Annotated in this window: 1 rRNA gene; it reads right to left on the bottom strand. The window is 56.3% G+C overall.

The features are described from left to right. Positions 1-934, bottom strand: a 23S ribosomal RNA gene (locus QSK26_RS41430); the annotation flags it as partial.

The following is a 934-nucleotide window of genomic DNA, read 5'->3' on the forward strand; positions in this document are numbered from 1 at the left end:
TCCCCTCCGAAGAGGAAACCGAGCTAAGGACTCTTAGCATCAAAGGATTCGATATTGGCGCATCACAGCGGGTACGGGAATATCAACCCGTTATCCATCGACTACGCCTGTCGGCCTCGCCTTAGGCCCCGACTTACCCTGAGCGGATTAACCTAGCCCAGGAACCCTTGGTCATCCGGCGCGAGGGTTTCCCACCCTCGATTCGCTACTCATGCCTGCATTCTCACTCGCGTCCCGTCCACACCCCATCACCAGAATGCTTCACACAGAACACGACGCTCCCCTACCCACCCACATCCATAGACGTGAATGCCACGACTTCGGCGGTGCACTTGAGCCCCGCTACATTATCGGCGCAGAATCACTTGACCAGTGAGCTATTACGCACTCTTTCAAGGGTGGCTGCTTCTAAGCCAACCTCCTGGTTGTCACTGCGACTCCACATCCTTTCCCACTTAGCACACGCTTAGGGGCCTTAGTCGGTGGTCTGGGCTGTTTCCCTCTCGACTACGGAGCTTATCCCCCGCAGTCTCACTGCCACGCTCTCACTTACCGGCATTCGGAGTTTGGCTGACGTCAGTAACCTTGTCGGGCCCATCGGCCATCCAGTGCTCTACCTCCGGCAAGAAACACGCAACGCTGCACCTAAATGCATTTCGGGGAGAACCAGCTATCACGGAGTTTGATTGGCCTTTCACCCCTACACACAGATCATCCCCCAGGTTTTCAACCCTGGTGGGTTCGGTCCTCCACCCAGTCTTACCTGAGCTTCAACCTGCCCATGCGTAGATCACTCCGCTTCGGGTCTACAGCATGCGACTCAACGCCCTATTCAGACTCGCTTTCGCTACGGCTCCCCCACCCGGGTTAACCTCGCCACACACCATAACTCGCAGGCTCATTCTTCAAAAGGCACGCAGTCACATCACAGACA

The sequence above is a fragment of the Microtetraspora sp. NBRC 13810 genome (genome assembly GCF_030268685.1).
Lineage (GTDB): Bacteria > Actinomycetota > Actinomycetes > Streptosporangiales > Streptosporangiaceae > BSRQ01.